General features: G+C 49.8%; 22 protein-coding genes and 1 other annotated feature. Of the genes, 19 read left to right on the top strand and 3 right to left on the bottom strand.

The genetic code is table 11. The features are described from left to right. Positions 1–145: 145 nt before the first annotated feature. Together FCN15_RS00485 and FCN15_RS00480 are read left to right on the top strand one after the other, a co-directional pair. Complete coding sequence (locus tag FCN15_RS00485; RefSeq protein ID WP_138492989.1) at positions 146–862, top strand: response regulator transcription factor; 717 nt, start codon at positions 146–148, stop codon at positions 860–862. Then, positions 863–2,326 carry a HAMP domain-containing sensor histidine kinase gene (locus tag FCN15_RS00480; RefSeq protein WP_138492988.1) on the top strand — a complete coding sequence of 488 codons (1,464 nt, stop codon included), beginning with the start codon at positions 863–865 and terminating at the stop codon, positions 2,324–2,326. A gap of 153 nt (positions 2,327–2,479) precedes the next feature. Here the strand turns inward: FCN15_RS00480 and FCN15_RS00475 are convergent, their stop codons facing one another. The 3 genes from FCN15_RS00475 to serA all read right to left on the bottom strand — a co-directional run bounded on the left by FCN15_RS00475 (position 2,480) and on the right by serA (position 7,095). After that, positions 2,480–5,041: a DsrE/DsrF/DrsH-like family protein gene (locus FCN15_RS00475; protein ID WP_138492987.1), complete on the bottom strand. Its 2,562-nt coding sequence runs from the start codon at positions 5,039–5,041 to the stop codon at positions 2,480–2,482. Next, on the bottom strand, positions 5,034–5,330 hold the full coding sequence (locus FCN15_RS00470) for an ArsR/SmtB family transcription factor (protein ID WP_138492986.1): 297 nt from the start codon (positions 5,328–5,330) through the stop codon (positions 5,034–5,036). The genes FCN15_RS00475 and FCN15_RS00470 overlap by 8 nt, the downstream gene beginning before the upstream one ends. A 175-nt stretch (positions 5,331–5,505) precedes the next feature. Next, positions 5,506–7,095, bottom strand: a complete 1,590-nt coding sequence (gene serA / locus FCN15_RS00465; protein ID WP_138492985.1) for a phosphoglycerate dehydrogenase — start codon at positions 7,093–7,095, stop codon at positions 5,506–5,508. A 284-nt stretch (positions 7,096–7,379) separates the two neighbouring features. After that, positions 7,380–7,605 (bottom strand) — a binding site (T-box leader). Between the two features lie 224 nt (positions 7,606–7,829). Here serA and FCN15_RS00460 point away from each other — a divergent pair. The 17 genes from FCN15_RS00460 to FCN15_RS00385 all read left to right on the top strand — a co-directional run bounded on the left by FCN15_RS00460 (position 7,830) and on the right by FCN15_RS00385 (position 20,883). After that, entirely contained in the window at positions 7,830–8,408 is a 579-nt protein-coding gene (locus FCN15_RS00460) for a CPBP family intramembrane glutamic endopeptidase (protein ID WP_420819529.1), read from the top strand. Beyond that, positions 8,405–8,854: a hypothetical protein gene (locus FCN15_RS00455; RefSeq protein ID WP_138492983.1), complete on the top strand. Its 450-nt coding sequence runs from the start codon at positions 8,405–8,407 to the stop codon at positions 8,852–8,854. The genes FCN15_RS00460 and FCN15_RS00455 overlap by 4 nt, the downstream gene beginning before the upstream one ends. A 120-nt stretch (positions 8,855–8,974) precedes the next feature. After that, positions 8,975–9,310 (top strand): hypothetical protein, encoded by a 336-nt coding sequence (locus tag FCN15_RS00450; protein ID WP_138492982.1) that lies wholly within the window; start codon positions 8,975–8,977, stop codon positions 9,308–9,310. A 185-nt stretch (positions 9,311–9,495) separates the two neighbouring features. Further along, positions 9,496–10,113: a genetic competence negative regulator gene (locus FCN15_RS00445; protein ID WP_138492981.1), complete on the top strand. Its 618-nt coding sequence runs from the start codon at positions 9,496–9,498 to the stop codon at positions 10,111–10,113. A 99-nt stretch (positions 10,114–10,212) separates the two neighbouring features. After that, positions 10,213–10,908, top strand: coding sequence for a glutamic-type intramembrane protease PrsW (gene prsW, locus FCN15_RS00440; RefSeq protein ID WP_138492980.1), 696 nt, complete (start codon positions 10,213–10,215; stop codon positions 10,906–10,908). A gap of 74 nt (positions 10,909–10,982) precedes the next feature. Further along, positions 10,983–11,132 carry a hypothetical protein gene (locus tag FCN15_RS19260; protein ID WP_203232060.1) on the top strand — a complete coding sequence of 50 codons (150 nt, stop codon included), beginning with the start codon at positions 10,983–10,985 and terminating at the stop codon, positions 11,130–11,132. A gap of 84 nt (positions 11,133–11,216) precedes the next feature. After that, complete coding sequence (gene ypeB, locus FCN15_RS00435) at positions 11,217–12,581, top strand: germination protein YpeB (protein ID WP_138492979.1); 1,365 nt, start codon at positions 11,217–11,219, stop codon at positions 12,579–12,581. Positions 12,582–12,738: 157 nt separating this feature from the next. Beyond that, positions 12,739–13,392, top strand: a complete 654-nt coding sequence (locus FCN15_RS00430; protein ID WP_203232059.1) for a flagellar brake protein — start codon at positions 12,739–12,741, stop codon at positions 13,390–13,392. An 87-nt stretch (positions 13,393–13,479) separates the two neighbouring features. Beyond that, positions 13,480–13,710 (top strand): hypothetical protein, encoded by a 231-nt coding sequence (locus FCN15_RS00425; protein WP_238996443.1) that lies wholly within the window; start codon positions 13,480–13,482, stop codon positions 13,708–13,710. A 95-nt stretch (positions 13,711–13,805) separates the two neighbouring features. Beyond that, positions 13,806–14,516: a (d)CMP kinase gene (gene cmk / locus FCN15_RS00420; RefSeq protein ID WP_138492976.1), complete on the top strand. Its 711-nt coding sequence runs from the start codon at positions 13,806–13,808 to the stop codon at positions 14,514–14,516. Then, positions 14,513–15,094 carry a lysophospholipid acyltransferase family protein gene (locus FCN15_RS00415; protein ID WP_138492975.1) on the top strand — a complete coding sequence of 194 codons (582 nt, stop codon included), beginning with the start codon at positions 14,513–14,515 and terminating at the stop codon, positions 15,092–15,094. The genes cmk and FCN15_RS00415 overlap by 4 nt, the downstream gene beginning before the upstream one ends. A 152-nt stretch (positions 15,095–15,246) precedes the next feature. Then, a complete protein-coding gene (rpsA, locus tag FCN15_RS00410) occupies positions 15,247–16,497 on the top strand; it encodes a 30S ribosomal protein S1 (protein ID WP_138492974.1) in 1,251 nt (416 codons plus the stop codon). Between the two features lie 202 nt (positions 16,498–16,699). Then, a complete protein-coding gene (gene der / locus FCN15_RS00405) occupies positions 16,700–18,025 on the top strand; it encodes a ribosome biogenesis GTPase Der (protein ID WP_138492973.1) in 1,326 nt (441 codons plus the stop codon). 12 nt (positions 18,026–18,037) lie between these two features. After that, entirely contained in the window at positions 18,038–18,652 is a 615-nt protein-coding gene (gene plsY / locus FCN15_RS00400) for a glycerol-3-phosphate 1-O-acyltransferase PlsY (protein ID WP_138492972.1), read from the top strand. 1 nt (position 18,653) lies between these two features. After that, positions 18,654–19,691, top strand: coding sequence for an NAD(P)H-dependent glycerol-3-phosphate dehydrogenase (locus FCN15_RS00395; protein ID WP_138492971.1), 1,038 nt, complete (start codon positions 18,654–18,656; stop codon positions 19,689–19,691). 108 nt (positions 19,692–19,799) lie between these two features. Continuing rightward, entirely contained in the window at positions 19,800–20,075 is a 276-nt protein-coding gene (locus tag FCN15_RS00390; RefSeq protein WP_138492970.1) for a stage VI sporulation protein F, read from the top strand. A 148-nt stretch (positions 20,076–20,223) separates the two neighbouring features. Continuing rightward, positions 20,224–20,883 carry a nucleotidyltransferase family protein gene (locus tag FCN15_RS00385; protein WP_138492969.1) on the top strand — a complete coding sequence of 220 codons (660 nt, stop codon included), beginning with the start codon at positions 20,224–20,226 and terminating at the stop codon, positions 20,881–20,883. Positions 20,884–20,894: the final 11 nt, after the last annotated feature.

Raw genomic sequence — 20,894 nt, 5'->3', positions numbered from 1 at the left:
GGCCATAACCCTGACGGCGGCCGCTTATGCTGGTCAAATTACATAATGGGCTGTCGCTGATGCCCGGATGTACAATAATTTCATTAAGAGTGGATAAATGTGCGGCCTGCTGGTAGCGGGCAGTCAGAGTGAAGGAGCTGTTAGGATGGCAGAACAGGTTAACCGCATTTTAGTTGTAGATGACGAGGAGCGAATCCGTCGTCTGCTGAAAATGTATTTAGAGAAGGAAGGCTATGAAATCGACGAGGCGGAAGACGGGGAGACCGCCCTTAAGAAAGCGCTCGAGGAGAATTATGATCTGGTGCTTCTGGATGTCATGCTGCCTGGCATAGACGGGATTGAAGTATGCAACCGGCTCAGACAAAGCAAAGCAACTCCAGTGCTGATGCTGACAGCCAAAGGCGAGGAGATCAACCGGGTGCAGGGCTTTGAAGTTGGTGCTGATGACTATGTGGTCAAGCCGTTCAGCCCCCGCGAAGTGATCTTCCGGGTAAAAGCCATTTTGCGCCGCTCGTCGGCTACGGCTTATTTGTCACAAGACAGCGGCAGCAACAGCACGATTGTGTTCCCGACTCTCACGATTGAGCATGATGCCCACAGGGTGACGGCAGGCGGCGAGGAAGTCAGTCTGACGCCTAAAGAATATGAGCTGCTGCATTATCTGGCCGTGTCTCCGGATAAGGTATTTTCCCGGGAAGAGCTGCTGAAGGATGTCTGGAATTATGAATTTTTTGGCGATTTGCGGACAGTAGATACCCATGTGAAGCGGCTGCGCGAGAAGCTGAATAAAGTATCCCCGGAAGCTGCCCTTATGATAACTACCGTTTGGGGAGTCGGCTACAAGCTGGAGGTTGGCAAGTAGGTGGCCGGCTTCTGGAGGTCGCTTGTCGGTAAGCTCTGGCTGACGATCAGCGCATTAGTAGCTTGCGTTCTGCTGACGCTGGGCCTTTTTTTGCTGCCTTATATTGATACGAATTTTACGAACTCAGGTGCGATTAAGACCTTATTTATCTGGGTGTCTGTCGCCGGGTTTGCGCTGACTACCTTTTTTGCCCTGTTCCTGTTTACAAAAATCACCCAGCCGATGCGCCGGCTCATCCAGGCTGCCGATCAGATCCGTACGGGTCACTATGATACCCGGCTGACGCTGCGCACAAGCGATGAAATCGGCGATTTGGCCAGCACATTCAATCATATGGCCGAAGAGCTGGAGAATACGATCCGCAGCCTGAATCTGGAGAAGGAGCATCTGGCCAGCGTGCTGCGGAGCATGAACGATGCTGTGATCACCATAGATCACAACGGTGCTGTCATTCTGACGAACCCGCCTGCAGAAGAGCTGCTTCATCAATGGGGAAGCCTTGAGAGGGATGGCGGCAAGGAGGAAGAGGGCCGTGAAGCCGGTGATCTGATTCCTGCCTCGCTCAGTCCGGTGCCGGAGCCGCTTGTGCCGATGTTTAGAAGAGTGTTTGGCGAGAAGGAGGATCAGCGGGAGGATATTCATGTGAAACAGACCGTATGGTCTGTGCATATGACTCCCTTGACGTCGGAAGGGGATATCCAGGGAGCGGTTGCCGTGCTCAGGGATGTGACCGAACAGGCGCAGCTTGAGAAGATGCGCAAGGATTTTGTCGCAAATGTATCGCACGAAATCCGCACCCCGCTGTCCATGATGCAGGGATACAGCGAAGCGCTGCTCGACGGAATGGCTTCCACGCCTGAAGAGGAACGGGAGCTGATTCAGGTGATCCAAGACGAATCGATCCGGATGGGGCGGCTTGTGCACGATCTGCTGGATTTAGCCCGGATGGAAGCAGGTCATACCGAAATGGAAATGCACGAAACAGATCTTAACGAGCTGATGGAGCGGATGTACCGGAAGTTTGCAGTGCGAGCCAAGGAGCGGTCGATTCAACTTCAGATCTCGCTCCCGCAGGAACCGCTTATCCTTCGGGAAGCCAATGAAGACCGGCTGGAACAGGTGCTGACGAATTTGCTCGACAACGCGTTCCGTCATACGCCGGAGAACCGCAGGGTGTCGATGGCCGCCCAAAGAACTGCCGAAGGCAAAGGACAGGAGCCTTGGATCGAGATTACGGTTTCGGATGAAGGGCACGGAATTGCTGCGGACGATCTCCCTTATATCTTTGAGCGGTTCTATAAAGCGGACAAAGCGCGGGTGCGCGGAGAATCGGCGGGAACCGGCCTGGGACTGTCCATTGTCAAAAATATCGTTGTTGCCCATCACGGCACCATCACAGCTGAAAGCGAAGTGGGCCGCGGAACGGTCTTCCGCCTCCAGCTGCCTGTCGAAAAACAAAGCTAGGAGCAGACATCCTGCTCCTTTAACAGGCTTTTTGTTGAATAGAGAAGATAAATCTTGTTCTACGTGGAACAGAAGAACAAAGCAAAAAGTGCCGGCCGCAGCAAGCTTGAGCTATTGCGGTCAGCACTTTTTTTATTTTGGACTTATAAGAAGTTATATAAAGAGATTAATCCCGGATTGATCCGCTTTGCCGAGATAATAACCGACGCCGCCGATCTTAACGCCTGGTATCAGCTCCTCCTGCTTGATTCCCATGACGTCCATGGACATCTGGCAGGCCACCAATTCCACACCCTGCTGCTTGGCAGTCTCCATTAATTCTTCCAGGGAAGCAATATTGCTGTGCTTCATGACGCTCCGGATCATTTTGGCGCCCATTCCCAACATGTTCATGCGGGATAGAGACAGCCTGCTGCTGCCCCGCGGCATCATGAGGCCGAACATCCGGCTGACGAAATTTTTGCTGACGTTCGTCTTATCCGGTCTTCTCAGCACATTAAGCCCCCAGAAGGTGAAGAACAAGGTCACTTTCTTGCCGCTTGCCGCAGCACCATTGGCAATAATGAAAGAAGCAATGGCCTTGTCCAGATCACCGCTGAACACCACCATCGTTGTCCCATCCGCAGTTTGAACCGGGGCAGAGGGCGCCGAGCCGGCAGTTAAGGCCGGTGTCTGTGCCGGTGTCTTTTCCAGATAGGCTTCGATAATGCCTTTATTGCTCTTTTGAATTTGAAGCAGTCTGTTGCCGGACATATTGGCCCATGCCTGGATGTCTTCATAGAAGCCTGGATCGGATGCGCTCACCCGCATCACCTGATGCTCCTCAAGCTGATCTATAGATTGCTTAACCTTGATTAATGGTCCCGGACAGGACAACCCGCAGGCGTCAACCTCGATATCGGCCGAAAGAACACCGGAAGGTTCAGGGTTATGGCTGAGGTTTAGATGATGAATTTGGCTATTACCGGATTGAGGCGCAGGCGTTTGTTCCTGAACCGGTGCTGCCGCTGCTGTTGCCGTTGCCGCTGCTGCGGCATGCTCCTGAGCCAGCTGCCATTCCGTGCCGGCCGGCCGGTAATTGGCCATTTGATAAATTTTATAGCCGCCTGTCAAATTGCGGACGCGGAATCCTTTTTGAGTCAATATCCTGGAAGCCGTATAGCCCCTTAAACCCACCTGGCAGTAGACCCAGATTTCTTTCTCGGGGTTAAGCTCGTGCAGCCTGTCCCGAAGCTCGTCAACCGGAATGTTCACAGAGCCCGGAATGTGTCCATTGCCGTGCTCAATCGGCGTCCGTACATCGACGAGAAGGGTATTCTCCAATGAGCGGGCATGAAGGTCGGCAGGCACGAATACATCCGTTCTTCCCGCTAAAATATTCTCAGCAGCATATCCCGCCATATTAACCGGATCTTTGGCAGACGAGTAGGGAGGAGCGTAGGCAAGCTCCAGCTCGCTCAGATCTCTTACCGTTCCTCTGAGACGAATTAGGATGGCCAGATCGTCAATCCTTTTATCCACCCCGTCATAACCTACGGCCTGGGCGCCAAGCACAACTCCCTCGCGGTCAAACAACAGCTTGATTGTAAGAGGGCTAGCGCCCGGGTAATAGGAAGCGTGCGAGCTTGGATGAACATAAGATACGTGATAAGGCAAACCGAGCCGGTTGAGCGTTTTCTCGCTGCTGCCGGTCATAGCCCCAGTCAAGCCGAATACTTTGATGATGGACGTTCCCTGGGTGCCTTTATAATCCGTGTTCAGGCCGGCAATATTGTCCGCCGCAATTCTGCCCTGCTTATTGGCGGGTCCCGCCAAAGGGTAAGCTGCTTTAGCACCGGTTACGAAATCCGTTACTTCCACCGCATCGCCGACGGCGTATACCTGTTCCAGGGAAGTCTCCATTTTGCTGTTTACCAGAATGTGACCCCGCTCTCCCAGTGCAAGGCCGCTGCCTCTTAAAAAGTCTACATCCGGCGTAACGCCAATGGCCAGAACGACCATTTCACTCTTGATCGCGGTTCCGCTCTCCAGCAGCGTTTCGATCTGCCCGCCGGACTCTATGAAGGCTTGAACGGTTTCAGAAAGAAGCAGCCGGATGCCCTGCTGTTCAAGCTCCTTGGCCAGCGGCGCTGCCATTTCATAATCAAATGGAGTCATAATCTGCGGATTTCGTTCAATCAGCGTAACAGACAGCCCGAGCTCTCTCAGATTCTCGGCCATTTCCACACCGATAAATCCGCCGCCGATCACAACTGCCGATTGGGTGCCGTCCTGCTGAACTTTTGCTTTGATCCGGTCGGTATCCGCGATATTGCGCAGCGAATAGATCAGGGGGTTGTCTATCCCGGGAAGATTAGGGCGGACAGGCTTCGCGCCAGGCGACAGGATAAGCGCATCATAGCTTTCCTCGTAAATGCCGCGCTCTTGACTGCTGACACGAACGGTCTTTGTCAGTGGATCAATAGACATAACCTCGCTCTCCGTGCGGATATCGAGATTAAAGCGCTGCTGCATGGCTTCAGGAGTCTGGACAAGCAGCTTTGAACGGTCATGAATGGATCCGCCGATATAATAGGGAAGGCCGCAGTTGGCGATGGAAATATGAGGTTCCCTCTCAAAAATGACAATATGGGCATCCTCGTCCAGCCGCCGCAGCCGGGCAGCCGCAGAAGCACCGCCGGCTACGCCGCCGACGATCAATACTTTTTTACTCATGTGCTTGTTCCTCCTCAAATAAGAGCTGCATCAGCTTGATTATTTTCTCGTCTTTAACCGAATAATTGATCTCCAGTCCGCTGCGCTCTGCTTCAATAATTCCTAAAGTCCGGAGCTTCTGCAGGTGCTGTGAAACCGTCGACTGGGGCAACCCCAGGCATTCCTGCATATAGGAAACATTGCACTGCTTTTTGGACAGCAGGCCGTTAACGATACACAATCTGACCGGGTGCGCCAGAGCTTTCAGTTTCTCTGCTTCGTCTTCAAATCGTTTCACATTGTTATCCATGCACGTCTTCACCTCAAATATCAATATAACGTAATATTACGATATAATGATATAGAAAGCAAGAGCAAGCAATCATTTGAATTGGCGGTCCACCAAAAAATAAAAAAGCCCCACCCTGCAGCAGGGTGGGGGACAGATAAGGAATAAGTCCGAATTCATTTTGATGAATCATTCGTTAAGCAAGTACAATTTCTTTGGCTGTTTTCAGCTCAGGCAGCTCTGTAAGCTCCTTCAGCACGTGCTCAGGCACTTCTTTATCAACCGTAAGCACCATAATCGCTTCACCGCCGACAACCTGGCGTCCGACCTGCATCGAAGCGATATTAACATCGTTGCGGCCCAGCAGGGTGCCTACATTTCCGATAATGCCCGGTTTATCGGTGTGCGAAATTACGATCAGGCGGCCTTCCGGAGCGATATCAACCGGGAATTTGTCGATTTGGACGATTCTCTCCCCATAACCGTTAAGCAGAGTGCCTGCGATCTGGGTATTGACTCCGTTGGAAGTCTGGATCGTCACGGTGATCAGATTCATAAAGCCTTTTTGGGCAGAAACGGAAGAAACCGTAACTTTGACGTCCCGCGATTTAGCTAAATGCATCGAGTTAACAATGTTCACATCGCTTCCGAAGTGACGGCCCAGCACGCCTTTCAGGATGTAGCGGTTAAGCGGCTGAGTATCCACTTCCGATAAATCACCAGCATAGTCGATTTGAATGCCCTGGATGGCAGCATTGTTCAGCTGGGCAGCGATGGAGCCGATCTTCTCGCCTAATCCGAAATAAGGCTGAAGCTTGTTCATTACGCTGGCCGGAACCGGCGGCATGTTGACCGCATTCTTGAACGGTTCATCCCGCAAAATATGCAGCACTTGTTCCGAAACATCAATTGCCACGTTCTCCTGGGCTTCCACAGTGGATGCGCCAAGGTGCGGAGTGACGATAATTTTCGGATTGTTCAGGAAAGGATGATCCGGCTGCGGCGGCTCCTGTTCAAAGACGTCAAACGCAGCACCTGCAACGATGCCTTGATCAACCGCTTCAATCAGCGCCTTCTCGTCAATGATGCCTCCCCGGGCACAGTTGATGATGCGCATGCCTTTCTTCATCACTTCGAACTGAGGCGCAGCAATCATATGCTTCGTTTCCGGAGTGAGCGGGGTATGGACAGTAATAAAATCAGCATTGCGTACGATATCATCTACCGAAGCCAGCTGAATGCCCATTTTCTCCGCACGGTCTTCAGTCAGGAAAGGGTCATAACCCAGCACGTCCATTCCGAAGGCCTTGGCACGTTTGGCTACCTCGCTGCCGATCCGGCCCATGCCGAGAACGCCGAGTTTTTTGTTGCGGAGCTCTACGCCGAGGAATTTGCGGTCCCATTGGCCGGTGACGGTTTTGGCATACGCCTGCGGAATGTGCCGGGCCAAAGCCATCATCATTGCAAAAGCATGCTCACAGGTAGTAATCGTATTGCCGTCCGGGGCATTAATGACGATAATACCGGACTGGGTTGCGGCCTCCAGGTCAATGTTGTCAACGCCGACACCGGCGCGTCCAATCACCTTAAGGCTCTGTCCTGCTTTCATAATAGCGGGTGTTACCTTGGTCTGGCTGCGAACCAGCAGGGCGTCGTACTGCGGAATAATGTCAATAAGCTCAGCTTCACTCAGACCGGTTACCCGGTCAACTGTCACATCCTCGGCATCCACAAGCTGCTGAATTCCCAAATCGCTGATCGGATCCGACACTAACACTTTGAACATGATTTGACCTCCTAAAAGTTTTGTATAGCATAAGCTTCCTGAAACACGTCGACAAAACTTGCTTCGGAAGCGTTGCTTAAAGTTTTGTATAGCATAAGCTTCCTGAAACACGTCGACAAAACTTGCTTCGGAAGCGTTGCTTAAGTTTTGTACAGCCTAAGCTGCGCGCTTTAGGTAAGCGCTGAATTGCCGCGCCAAAGGAAATGGGTGCGCGAGATTCATTTTTTTGCGATAATTAGGCTTAAAGCATTAAAAAAAGCCTCAATCCGCATACTGCTTCCGCAGTAAGGGACGAGACTGTTCGTGGTGCCACCCTTATTCGCCGAGTCTTCACAGATCCGGCCTCAATTGTCTTGCGACAGAAATGGTAACGGATTTCAACCGGCCGGCCTACTCGCAAGTTCAGCGCAGCACTCTGGAGGGCTAGGTTTAGATTTCAAGCTGCCGGTTCACAGCGACCACCGGCTCTCTGGGAGCTTACAATCGACCTTTCTCCATCAACGTGTTTTCGATTAATTTTTCATAATGTAACACGGTAAGTTAAGACTGTCAATACGCTTAATGTGTATTTGTTTCCAGCTTAAGAACAAAGGTCTTAAGCAGATGCATCCAATGCCGCCTTGAATATCGGCCTGCGGATGGGGTATGATTTTTGGGAAGGAAAGATTTAGACAAAGGTCATCATTTTTGGACAATTTTAGAGGAAATGCGGTTATGGACCTATGAAGAAGAAGATGGAGAGAATTAAAATCCGGAGGATCAAGCCCGAGGAGCTTAACGACAGGCTGTTATTGATTAATTTATATTTTACCCAGGGGCTCACGCTTGCTTTAAGTCTGATCATTATGTTATTCCAATGGCAGAACCCGCTTAGGGTGCTGAAGGTGCCCGAACAACCTGAATTTGTCTGGTGGGGGCTTGGTCTTGCGGGGCTGGCTTTTGCCGTTGACTTCGTCCTGTCCAAGATCATTTCTGAAAATGCGATGGATGACGGCGGCATTAATGAAATGCTGTTCCGCAGACGGCCTGTGTGGCACATTATCCTTATTTCGGTCATGGTGGCGGTATGCGAGGAAATGCTCTTTCGCGGAGCAGTACAGCATTCGCTCGGTCCTTATTGGACCAGTATTTTGTTCGCCGTCATCCATGTTCGTTATTTAAGGCACTGGCTTCCAACCGCCTGGGTGTTTGCCAGCAGCTACGGACTCGGCTATATTTACATCGCCTCAGGAACAATCTGGGCTCCGATTCTTTGTCACTTCTTGATTGATTTGATTTCCGGTCTGGTGATCCGGTTTCGGAGGGAGACATGAAACAGAAATTAAGCAGAGTGGATAGGCTTGGCCAATCAAGACGGCATAAGGCTAACCCGCATAAACTTGGCAGCGGCGCTAGTCAGGCTAACGAACAGGCTCAGAAGCAGCATGAAGAAGAGATCATGTTAAATACAGCCGTTTACCAAGCGGCAGCAGCGCGTCATTTTACGGATAATTTCCCCAATGTACAAGGACGGGATGCCAGAAAACAGCCAAACCTGCCTGCAATAAGCAGCCCTGGCGCCGAAGAAAGTCAGCCATCAGCTGAGGAAACGGTCTATCCTTCGCGGACGGAGCTTTACCCATCCCACAGAATCAAGTGGACGAAATGGTATTTTAACGTGCTTTTGGTTATTTTTATTGGACTCACCATCTGGCTGCTGTGGTGGGGATTTCATGAGTCTCCATGGAGTTTGAAGCAGGGAACAGCACCGCTCGGCTGAAGTTTAACGGCCGCTAAGGACCAAATTTAACGGGATTGGATTTCCTGTATTTATGCCGCATGAGAGTCAATACCTGCGGCAACAATACTTTTGATCCTAATTTTAAAGGAGGCCATAGCAATGAAAACTTCATCATTCTTACTGGGTGTGGCGTTAGGGGCAGCGGGTGTTGTTTGGGCGTCCAGAAAAAGAAAAGGCTTGATGTCTGCCGCCTCCAATGCAGGTTCAATGATTAATTTCGCAAATCTGGCCAAGAACAAGAGCAATGGAACTTTCAGCGGCTCAGATACGAATCACAGCAGCAGCGACAACCGTATTTTAAATGCGGAGCAGAGGGCACAAATGAAGGAGTCCAATCTCAGAACGATCAAGGACTTTATTAAAGGGAATCCGGATGTCAAACGCGAGGTTGATTTGATCATGAAAGAGACAAACACCATCATTCCTGGATTGTAAGCAAGCAGAGGGACTAGAATCATTTTTTCCGGTTTCATCCGGAAGAATGATTCTTTTTTTTAGCTATTTTATTGCGTGCAATTGAGTAAAATAAATGATAACATAACTACATAGAACCATTTCCAGCACATATTGCTGAGTGCTTCATAATCTGTTGTAATACGGATTGGAGAGGAGGATCCTGTATGAAGATAGAACGATTGAGCCAGGATAAGATACGGATTTTCCTCACTTTTGATGACCTTAGCGAACGCGGCATCCAGAAAGAGGATATGTGGCAGGAGATTCCCAAAGTCCAGGATCTGTTTACCGAAATGATGGATCAAGCTTATAATGAATTGGGCTTTGACGCTACGGGTCCACTTGCCGTTGAAGTATTCGCACTCCCCGCGCAAGGGATGGTCGTCATTGTGACGCGAGGTAAATATGACCGCAGTCATCCGCTTGCTTCCCTGAATGAAGAAGAGATGGCTGACGATGTTTACGAGATGGAAGTCACGCTTGAACTCAGCGATTCCATCGTGTATGCCTTCAGTGACTTTGAAGTGCTTATCGAAGCTGCTCACGTCTTAAATCAAACACTAACCGGAGCCGGAAGGCTGTATAATTATAAAGGGAAATGGGTTCTGTATCTGGAGCCTGAAGACGTCGAGGAAGCTAAACAGCAGCTGCTGATCGCGGTATTGGCTGAATATGGAGAAGCGACATCCGTTACTCCGGCTGTTCTTGAGGAATACGGCAAGGTCGTTATGGAAGAGCATGCAATCCGCACAATTGTAACTCATTTCAAACGCCAGTCCTGACATCGGCAGGTTTAGAGGGTCCGCGTCTTTCGTCAAGGCGATGCGGGCCTTTCGTCATTTCATACACTGCGGCGATTACCGGAAGGAGGGTGTGCCGTTTTGCTTTGGTTCTCAATTGGTACGGCTGCGCTTGCTCCCGGGATCGCGCTGCTGACCTATTTTTATCTTAAGGACAAATATGATACTGAGCCTCTGCATATGGTTATTAAAATTTTTCTGCTCGGATTTCTGATTGTTTTTCCGATCATGATCTTGCAGAGAGGACTTACCCTGTGGCTCGGAGATAATTCCTTTGTTTATGCTTTTCTAATCTCGGCGGGTATTGAAGAGCTCGTGAAATGGTTTGTGCTTTATCACATGATATACAACCATACAGAGTTTGATGAGCCTTATGACGGGATTGTATATGCCGCTGCAGTATCGCTCGGTTTTGCAACGATTGAGAATGTGCTGTTCGGCTTAACGCATCAGGCTTCGGTAGGCGCTTTGCTGATCCGGGCACTGCTCCCGGTCTCCGGGCATGCGATGTTCGGGGTGATTATGGGTTATTACCTGGGACGTGCAAAATTTTCTAAAGGAAGCAGAAGCAGAACCGGCCGCTACTTGCTGTATTCGTTAATGATTCCGGTCTTCTGGCATGGCGTTTACGACTGGGTTCTGAACAACATTACGGAATACTGGCTCTGGTATATCGTACCTTTGATGGCTTTCCTGTGGTATGGGGGTCTTGGAAAAATTACACGCGCCAACAGCCGCTCCCCCTTCCGGGCCATGGAGGCCAGCTCCAGAGACTAAAATATCCCTTTTTTGGGCACCCTTATCTTGATTGTTCCGCCTGAGCGGTATTTTCGAGAAAGGGTGTTTTTTTTATGAGGGTCAAAGTGACGATTACGTGCAAGAAATGCGGGGAACGCTTCATTTTAAGAGCCAGAAAGGATCAAGGAAAGCTGGAAACAGGGTTTAAGCAGTGCATTTGCGACAACAGCAGCATGTTTGAAATCGAGGAAATTCCGGTCTAAACCCTGCGCAGAAAAACATGCATAAAGTTCCTTCCTTCATGTCAAACTAATGGCAGTAATTGAAGAAAGGAGAGCGCATAGTTTATGTACAGACGGTTAAGCGGCGTATTGTTTCCTGTCATGACTATACTGCTGATCGGAGCTCTGGTATGGGGATATCAGGAGAACCGGGATAAAAATTCGGTGCTGCTCAAAGCGGAGAACCAGTATCAGCGGGCGTTTCATGATCTGTCTTATCATGTGGACCGCCTGCATGGTGAGCTAGGGAACACGCTTGCGGTAAGTGCGGATTCTACGCAAATGCACCGTAAAGGGCTGATGAATGTTTGGCGGATTACCAGCGAAGCACAGGGGGAGATTAATCAGCTCCCGCTGACGCTGCTTCCTTTTAACCAGACGGAAGGGCTGCTGTCCCGCTTGTCTCAATTCTCTTATCAGGTGGCCGCCCGGGACTTGACGAAGCAGCCGATGAGCACCAAAGAATTAAGCAACTTGAAAGAGCTTTACAAAAGCACGGGTGAAATTTCGAAAAATCTTCAGCAGGTCCAGAACAAAGTCATCACCAACCGACTGCGCTGGATGGATGTTGAATCCGCGCTGGCCACTGAGAAAGCAGCAGCTGACAACACGATTATCGACGGTTTCAAAACGGTGGACAAACGCGTATCCCAATATCCGGAGCTGGATCTTGGACCGTCTGTTGCCAGCGTCTATAACAAGAGAAGCGTCAAGAAACTCGACGCCAAAACAGTGTCCCAAAGCGAAATCCGCAGCAAGGCTGCCAAATTTCTAGGAACCTCTGCAGCCAATGTTAAAGTTACCGAGAACGGGACGGGCACCGAATGGGCTTCTTATACCGCCTTTGCAGCAAATCCGGGGCAGGATGCCAAGAATGTCGTATCCTTGGACTTTACCCGGAGGGGCGGCGAGATGATCGCTTACAGCAATTCGCGGACTGTCGGCCCCCGTGCCGTTTCCAGCTCGGTTGCTCGGCAAAAAGCAAGTGAATTTCTGAAGAGCAAAGGGTTCGAAGACATGACTCCGGTTACTTATGATGCTTACGACAATGTCGGCAGCTTCACATTTGTCAAATCCAAGGACGGAGTCCTGATTTATCCTGAGAAAGCGGTAGTCCGCGTTGCATTGGATAATGGTGAGGTAACGGGTCTTCAATGCAGCGACTATGTATATGAGAAGAGCACAAACAAAGCGGCCAAGCTTCCAGCAGCGAAGCTGTCCCTCTCGGCAGCACGAAAGCATCTGAACCCTGAATTTAAGGAAAGTTATCATCGTAAGGCCGTTATTGAGAATGAAGCCGGCGAGCGTGTGGCGGCATATGAGTTCGGCGGACGGATTAACGGATCCGCTTACCGGATCTATCTGAACGGCATTACAGGTGAAGAAGAGAAGGTAGAAGAGTTCCGTCCGTCCAGCGCTTCCCTCTCCTAATAGCAGCTTCATATTCAGCAGCTTGGTATTTTGCAGCTCCGGCAGCCTTCCTCAATAGAGGGAGGTTGTCTTTTTTATGAAATAAGTCTCAATTTTAAACGAAGGACATGCTATAATTTCAGTAGAAATTCAGAAACAAGTAGCGGCGGTGAGACATTTGTATCCAAAAATTAATGATTTTGTTTATCTTCAAGTGGCTTCCAGCGACGAAAAGGAAGGAAGAACCGAATACAAATCGCGTATATCCGACATTGAAGAGGATGCCTTTCTGATTGAAGTGCCCATGGAGATCGGGCATAACCGCTTGAAGAGGCTTTTTATTGGTGAAGAGCTTTCCGTTTATTTCATGAGTGAATCGGGAACGAAGAACTATTTTAATACTTATGTCCTGGGATTTACGAACGAAGTAGTACGTCAGGTAAGAATCCGGAAGCCGAATCCGGACTCTATCACACAGATTCAGCGGCGTAATTTTCTCAGAGTGCCCGCCGAGCTTGAATTGGCATTAGGGATGAAGAACGGCGAACGTCTTCTGGTCATTACGGATGATGTAGGCGGGGGCGGCGTGTCTTATTATACCGATCAATCCCACCCGGTCACGGAGGAGGAACAGCTGGACTGCTGGCTGCTGATCCCGTATAAGAACGGTCTGATCGAGCATGCGCACTTTGAAGCGGAAGTTGTCCGGCAGAAAAAGATGGAATCAGGCAAGCAGCAGATTATGCTTAAATATATCGGTATAACCGATTTTGAGCGGCAGAAAATTATCCGCTACTGCTTTGAGCGGCAATTCGATTTCAGAAACCGCTGATTATTTTGCCATCTGCTCCAGCGGCATACATATTCCCCGCAACTCCGGGCATGCTAATCCTAGGTTAAATGTAAAGGAAGGATTCAGATGAACCGGGATTCGAAGGAAGAGGAGTATACGCGATTGTTTATCCAGTTCAGCAACCAGGTGCAGAAAGGTTTTCGAACAGCGCTGATTCTGCTTCTGGTGGGTCTGTGCCTCACTCAGGGGCTGCTGAGAATACCTGCTGTCCGCAGTGTATGGTCATCAGCTGAAAGGTGGGAAGGGGAACGTCTGAAGCCCCTTTGGCTGCCTGAGGACAATCAAGCCGGAAACTGAGCTTTTTGCATCCTTATTTTATATGTGGTATAATTTTCACGTCGCAGGCAAAGCCTGCTTTTTTCTTGAGTTTTAGCGTTTGAGGAGGATATCCCTTGTCAGGTCAATCGAAGGGTTACACCAACTGCAAAATCAACATCGCCATCGACGGACCCGCGGGGGCAGGCAAAAGTACAGTAGCACGTATGGTTGCCGGTGCACTGGGTTATATCTACGTCGATACCGGCGCGATGTACCGTGCGGTAACATTACGTATGCTGCAGCTTGGCATTCCGCCGGAAGATGAAGAGAAAGTGCTTCAAGTTGCCCAGAAACTGGTTATTGAATTACAGCCTGGCGAATTTGGGCAGAAGGTGCTTCTTGATGGAGCTGATGTCACGGAGTCGATCCGGTCCAGTGACATTAATGCGAATGTGTCGCGATATGCGCAAATCGAGGGGCTGCGGGCCTTAATGGTCTCTCTTCAGCGGCAAATGGCTTTGCGCAAAGGCGTTGTTATGGATGGACGCGATATCGGCACAACAGTTCTTCCTGATGCGGAAGTGAAGGTGTTTATGACAGCTGCAGTGGAAGAACGGGCGCGGCGCAGGTTTCAGGAGCTTAAGAATCCAGAAAGCACATCGCTTGAGAAGCTAACACGCGACATTGCTGAACGCGACCGGCTGGATGCGGAACGGGAAATTTCACCCCTCCGTCAGGCAGAAGATGCCGTGCTGCTGGACACTACGCGAATGTCAATTACTGAAGTGTCTGAGGCTATTGTAAGACTATGTAAGGCTCATGGGATGGAGAGAAGTGTAGAATGATTTACCGCTTGTGCAGATTTATTGCGAAAGTCATTTATAAGCTGCTGTTCCGGATTGAAGCTGTCGGTTTGGAGCACATACCGCAAGAAGGCGGAGTGTTGTTATGCTCAAACCATATCAGCAATTTTGATCCCCCGTCAGTAGGGATTTTGCTGAAGCGCAAGGTTCACTTCATGGCCAAAGCCGAATTGTTTAATGTACCACTGCTCGGCAAGCTCATTAAGGCACTCGGGGCTTTCCCGGTGAAAAGAGGCGGCGTAAGCAAGGAATCAATTAAAATATCCCTTAAGCTTCTGCGCGAGGGGCATGTTATGGGGATTTTTCCTGAAGGCACCCGCCATGCAGCGGCAGATGCCGCAGTGAAGAAGGGCGCGGCAAACTTCGCGCTTCGAAGCGGAGCAGTGGTGATTCCCGTAGCGATACTTGGCAATTATAAACTTTTTAGAAAAGTAAGAGTGGTTTACGGGCCGCCGGTGGACTTGGACGAGTTCCGCGAGAATCCTACTGGTGATGCGGTTGACATTGCGACAGAGAGGATCATGTCGTCGATCCGGCAGCTTAAACAAGGCAGTGCCTGAAAGTCTTTACGGCTTAACCGCCAATCTGACTATCATGCTTATGCATGAAGTTATGAAAGACTTGGCAAGCTATAACAGATTTATCATGTTTTGAACTACGCCTACAAGCGAGTTTAAATAAATGGGCTTATCGAACTGAGGAGGTTATTGAAATGTCGGAAGAAATCAAAGATCAACAAGAAGTTGTGGAAACTGCAAATCAAGACGAACTGGACCAAATCGTATCCTTGAAAAAAGGGGACACCGTCAAAGGAACGATTGTCAAGGTTGAGGACAATCAGGCTTATGTAAGTCTTGGATATAAATATGACGGAATTATCCCTATTCGCGAGCTGTCTTCGGTACACCTGGACTCCGCCGGCGAAGTGGTACAGGTCGGTCAAGAAGTAGAAGCTAAAGTTGTCAGCATTAACGACGAGAAAGAAAGCCTTGTTCTCTCCAAACGTGCGATCGACAGCGAGAATGCTTGGGATGAACTGCAGGCCAAGTTTGATAGCAGCGAGACGTTTGAAGTAGTCGTTGCAGACGTTGTCAAAGGCGGAATTGTAGCTGACGTAGGCGTTCGCGGATTCATTCCTGCTTCTATGGTTGAGCGTCATTTTGTTGAAGACTTCAGCGATTACAAAGGGCGTACCCTGCGTGTTAAAGTTAAAGAGCTTGACCGCGAGAACAATAAAGTGATTCTGTCCCAGAAAGACGTTCTTGAAGAAGAGTTCGAAGCTAACAAACATAAGGTGATGGCTGAGCTTCAAGAAGGATCCGTTATTGAAGGTACGGTTCAGCGTCTGACTGACTTTGGCGCATTTGTAGATGTAGGCGGTGTAGACGGTCTGGTTCACGTTTCCGAAATTGCATGGAACCATGTGAATAAACCGGCTGACGTTCTCTCCGAAGGCGATCAGGTGAAAGTTAAAGTTCTGAAAGTCGATCCTGAGAAAGGCAAAATCAGCCTGAGCATCAAAGCTGCTGCTCCAGGTCCATGGGAAACGGCTGCTGACCAGTTTAAATCCGGCGATATCGTATCCGGACAAGTAAAACGTCTTGCTCCATTCGGCGCTTTTGTTGAAATCGCACCAGGCGTTGAAGGTCTCGTTCATATTTCTCAAATTTCACATAAACATATCGGTACTCCGCATGAAGTACTGAAAGAAGGTCAAGACGTTCAAGTCAAGATTCTTGAAGTGAATCCTTCCGAGAAACGCGTCAGCCTGAGCATTAAAGAAACGGAAGAGGCTCCAGCGGAATCCGCTAAGCCGGAAAGAACTTCTTCCCCTAACCGTGAAAGAAGAGACAGCGTGAAGGCTGAAGATTTGGGCAATAATCCAAATGTATCCCTCAGCAATCAAGGTCTGAGCATTACGCTTGGCGAGCGTTTCGGCGACAAGCTGAGCAAATTGAAATAAGAAACGACCATTGAAAGTTGGCAGCGAACGGCGAACTCGGCAGAGGGTTCGCCGTTTTTTATGTCATGGGCTGAAGCGGATTGAATTGTTCGCCAATCGCTCTATTTTTTGCTATGATGATGTACGGATAGATGGGGTAGAATTGTACGAAAGATAACTCCAGACAGAAGACAGAGGACAGGCTTTTTTAGGAGGAATGTGAATGGCAAGACCAGTTGTGGCCATCGTCGGACGGCCGAATGTGGGGAAATCCACGATTTTTAACCGGATTATTGGCGACAGGCTCGCTATCGTAGAGGATAAACCCGGAATTACAAGAGACCGGATTTACGGTACCTCGGAATGGAACGGCAAGTCGTTTAGTATTATTGATACAGGCGGTATTGAGATAGACGGGGACGATATGATCATGAAGTCAATCCGTGCCCAGGCAGAACTGGCGATTGAGGAAGCCGATGTCATCGTGTTTATGTGTGATGCAAAGTCGGGCATAACGCAGTCAGACGAGGAAGTCGGCCAGCTGCTGTACCGTTCCGGCAAACCGATCTTGCTCGCTATTAATAAAGTCGATAATTTGGAGCGCCAGGATCATATTTATGAGTTCTATAATTTAGGCTTTGGTGATCCGATCGGCGTATCGGGAAGTCATGGCACCGGTATAGGCGATCTGCTGGATGCCATTACGGATCATTTGCCTGAACCCAAAGAGGAAGAGTATGACGAAGATGTGATCCGGGTAGCGCTGATCGGGCGTCCGAACGTAGGGAAATCTTCATTGGTGAACGCCATTTTAGGGGAAGAGCGCGTTATTGTCAGCAATGTGGCGGGAACAACACGCGATGCAATCGACACCCCTTTTGAGAAAGATGGCCAGCGGTATGTGCTCATTGATACGGCAGGTATGCGTAAACGCGGCAAGGTTTATGAATCCACCGAAAAATACAGCGTTATGCGGGCTATGAAGGCCATTGAACGGGCTGACGTTGTACTTGTTGTCATCAATGGCGAGGAAGGGATTATTGAACAGGACAAGCATGTTGCCGGATATGCGTATGAAGCCGGTAAGGCAGCCGTATTTGTCGTCAACAAGTGGGACGCTGTAGAGAAGAATGACAAGACCATGAATGAATTTGAGAAGAAGATCAGGGATCATTTTCTGTTTATGACCTATGCCCCAGTTGTCTTCTTGTCTGCATTAACAAAGCAGCGGCTGCATAAACTGCTTCCGGTCGTCCAGCAGGCTGCGGAACAGCATGCCAGACGGGTAGCCACCCATCTTCTGAATGATGTGGTCTCCGATGCGATCGCAATTAATCCTCCTCCGACCGATAAAGGCCGCAGGATGCGGATTAATTATGTGACTCAAGTAGCGGTGAAGCCTCCTACCATGGTGGTATTTGTCAATGATCCGGAACTGATGCATTTCTCCTATGAACGTTATTTGGAGAATAAGATCCGGGCTGCGTTTGACTTTGAAGGCACGCCGATCCGCATCTTTACACGTCGTAAATCAGATAAAGAAGATTAGGGGAGAGCTATTGTGATTCTTTCTGTTTTGGCTGTGATCATTTCGTATTTGCTGGGCTCTGTGAGTTTTAGTGTTCTAATGGCGAAAGGGTTAAAGGGCATTGATATCCGGAATCATGGAAGCGGCAACGCGGGAGCTACGAATACACTTCGTGTGCTGGGCAAGGGTCCGGGGATCCTTGTCCTTGTTCTCGATATTCTGAAGGGCGTTGTCGCTGTGCTTCTTGGCCGCTGGCTTGGGGGCAGCAGTGAGTGGGTTCCGGCACTGTGCGGACTTGCTTCGATTATCGGACATAACTGGCCGGTTTATTTCCGCTTTAAAGGCGGGAAAGGTATTGCCACCACGGTTGGGGTTATGGCTTGTCTTGCTTTTATTCCAGTGTTGTGTGCCGCAATTATCTTAATTATTGTTGTAGCAATCACCAGATACGTCTCTTTGGGATCTTTGCTGCTCGTCCTGCTCACACCTGTATTTATGCTGATATTCAGCTCTAACGGGGCAGATTTCTGGCCCAACTTCTGGGCGAGTGTACTCATCTGTATATTTGCATTCTGGAGACACCGGTCGAATATTGTGAAAATTGCTCAGGGGAGAGAGAACAAACTGGGCTCTAAAGGGGGATTCTGATTTGTTTGCAAAAGCGGCGGTATTAGTGGCAGGAAGCTGGGGAACGGCATTGGCCTCCGTTTTGGCCGACAAAGGGATTCAGGTGTCACTATGGACAAGAAATGAATCACAGGCTGAAGAAATTAACCGGGATCATCATAATCATTACTTACCTGGGGTAACGCTTTCGTCTTCTATTAAAGCAACCACCGATATGGGCGAAGCCGTCAAGGATGCAGAAGCGGTCGTCATCGTTTCGCCGTCCTCGGCTGTCCGTCAGGTTTCCAGTGAGCTGAAGAAGCATTGGAACCCGGGTCAGCTGATTATTCACGCCGTCAAAGGATTTGAAACGGAAACTTTGAAAAGGGTCTCGACGGTAATCTCTGAAGAGCTGGGCTGTGAGGAAGGGCGCATCGTCGTCTTATCCGGTCCGAGCCATGCGGAGGAAGTGGTACAGCAGTGCCCGACCACCGTTGTAGTCGCTTCATTGGAAGAAGGGGAGGCAGAGCGGGCACAGGATCTGTTCATGAACTCTTATTTCCGTGTATATACAAACCGGGATATGGTTGGCGTCGAGCTGGCCGGGGCCTTAAAGAATATCATAGCTTTGGGTGCCGGAATGTCGGACGGCTTGGGGTACGGAGACAATGCGAAAGCGGCTTTGCTGACGCGCGGTCTTGCGGAAATAACCCGGATCGGCGCCCAAATGGGTGCCAACCCTCTGACCTTTGCCGGACTGGCCGGAATCGGCGACCTGGTCGTAACTGCCACCAGCAAACACAGCCGGAACTGGCGTGCCGGTTCTATGCTTGGCCAAGGCATGTCGCTTGAGCAGGTGCTGAAGCAAATGGACATGGTAGTCGAAGGTGTACGCACAACTAAGGCGGCTTCTGAAATCTCGGAGAAATACGGAGTTCAGATGCCGATTGCCAAACAGCTGTATCAAGTCTTGTTCGAGGGACTGGATGCCCGCACAGCGGTCGAAGCCTTGATGGGCAGAGACAAGAAGACGGAGATGGAGGTCATGTCTCTGGAAACCTGGGAGCAGTGGCATACATAAGAACAGTGTAACGCCGGGCTGTCAGCCAAAACCGGGCGGCTCATAGACTCACCCTTCCCCCCTCTTCCTCATATAGTGGGAGGGAGCACTGCCGGAGGAGGGATGAGCATGAGCAAAAATGTTTCCAAAGACGCCCTGGACATGATTAACAAGAAGGCGGGGAAAAATATTACGGAAGGTGCCGTCAAGAAACTGGCCAGCACGGTTAAACCTTCGACACTGCAGAATGAAGCCCAGCTTCGTCAGCTGATTAAGTCGGTGTCGGCCATGGCTAAAGTGCCGGTTTCTGAAGCCACCATTAACGAAATTGTCAGCGCCGTGAAGAAGAGCGGCATGAACCCGCATAACATGGAAGCTTTGATGAAGATGATGATGAAGAAATAAGCTTAACCTCCAGGGCATCCTGGAAGCGGTTCGAGAACCTCGGCGTACAGCCGCAGGTTCTTTTTTGTTTCCGGGCAGATTTTTGATTTTGTGGATTGGGCAAATGTGATACGATGAGGCAATATGGGATTAGAAAGGATCTTGCAGATTGGACACACTAGGATATCTGGACAATCGGAACAGACTGAAGGAATATCTTGAAGAGAGAAACTATGAATCCAATCCCGGCTTGGAGCGAGCTCTGGCAGCCCTGACCGGGCTTCTACAAAGCTCCGGAGGCTGTAAGTGGCTTGCAGGCGGAAGCGCAGGCTTATGGCTTCAGGGCGCGGAATTGGCAGCTCCGCCGAGAGACATTGACATCTATGCGGAGAAAGAGGCCGCGGTTCATCTTCATGAATGCTTGAAGCCGTTTGCCGTGGATACACCAAAATGGGACAGAAGCGGAATCTATGTTTCTTTGCTGAGCCATTATAAGATTGAGGATTATACCGTTGAGCTTGTCGGCGGATTTGAGGTTCGTGCGTCCCTTGGACACTATAAAGTGGAAATTGAGAATCTGCTTGATTTATATGCGGCAGAAATTATGCCTGGGCTGAAGGTGATGCCTTTGGCGCATGAATATATTTTTAATCTGCTGCGCAGCCGGCCTGACCGGTATAAAGCTGTTGCAGAGCAAATGAACCGCAGGCCTGAACTGCACTTGCCGCTGCTCGAAGAGATGGCTGAGCGAAACGGCTGGACGAAGCATCAGCAGACAGAAATGGATAAGCTTTCCCCTATATGGGGATGGCAGAACAACATGCGATAGGAGCACGATAA

This window comes from Paenibacillus pinistramenti (assembly GCF_005869875.1).
Lineage (GTDB): Bacteria > Bacillota > Bacilli > Paenibacillales > Paenibacillaceae > Fontibacillus > Fontibacillus pinistramenti.
Note: the sequence above shows the minus strand (reverse complement) of the source record. Positions and strands in the feature narration are given on the sequence as shown.